The sequence below is a fragment of the Candidatus Nitrosotalea sp. FS genome, assembly GCF_011319475.1.
In the GTDB taxonomy this organism is placed as follows: domain Archaea; phylum Thermoproteota; class Nitrososphaeria; order Nitrososphaerales; family Nitrosopumilaceae; genus Nitrosotalea.
The window spans coordinates 1-534 of sequence record NZ_RCMC01000256.1 but is presented as its reverse complement, the minus strand read 5'-3'; the positions used below and the strand labels follow the sequence as shown (position 1 = coordinate 534).

Below are 534 nucleotides of genomic sequence, written 5' to 3'. Positions count from 1 at the left end.
TAAGTTATCACATCATTAGCAACACTGCCCATGAGAAATTTTTCAATTCCTGTCATACCTTTTGTTCCAATTATGATCAAGTCCATCTTTTGCTTTTTTGCATAGTCTATGATTGCCTTCTCTGCAGACGAATCCATTACCACTTCAGAATGCATTATTACTCCTTGGCTTTCAGCCAATTCTACTGCTCCCTTGAGTAACTTTTCCGCTTCTTTCTTCATGGCATCTTGGTACGCTTTGAGCTTTCCACCCCTATAATATCCCAGCAAGTCTCCAGTAGCACCAAAAGATGATTTTCCTATTATGTGTATGACAGTTATTTCAGCTCCTAGTGCTCTTGCCAAAGTTATTGCGTATGCTGTAGCTTTGTTTTTGAATCCTGNACCGATACATCTGATTCTTCAAACATGGGACCATGTTTTTTTTGGTTGTTCTTTGACATATTGTTTCTGGTCCCTATATGGCTCCTTTTCGCTTGTCATTGGAAATTAGCCTTACATCTATAGGATTGACCCAGTCTTTTACATCAGAGCC

The 534-nt window shown here is 39.2% G+C and carries 1 pseudogene; it reads right to left on the bottom strand.

The features are described 5' to 3' along the window. Nucleotides 1–382 (bottom strand): annotated as a pseudogene (locus DYY66_RS16530) (universal stress protein); the annotation flags it as partial. Nucleotides 383–534: the final 152 nt, after the last annotated feature.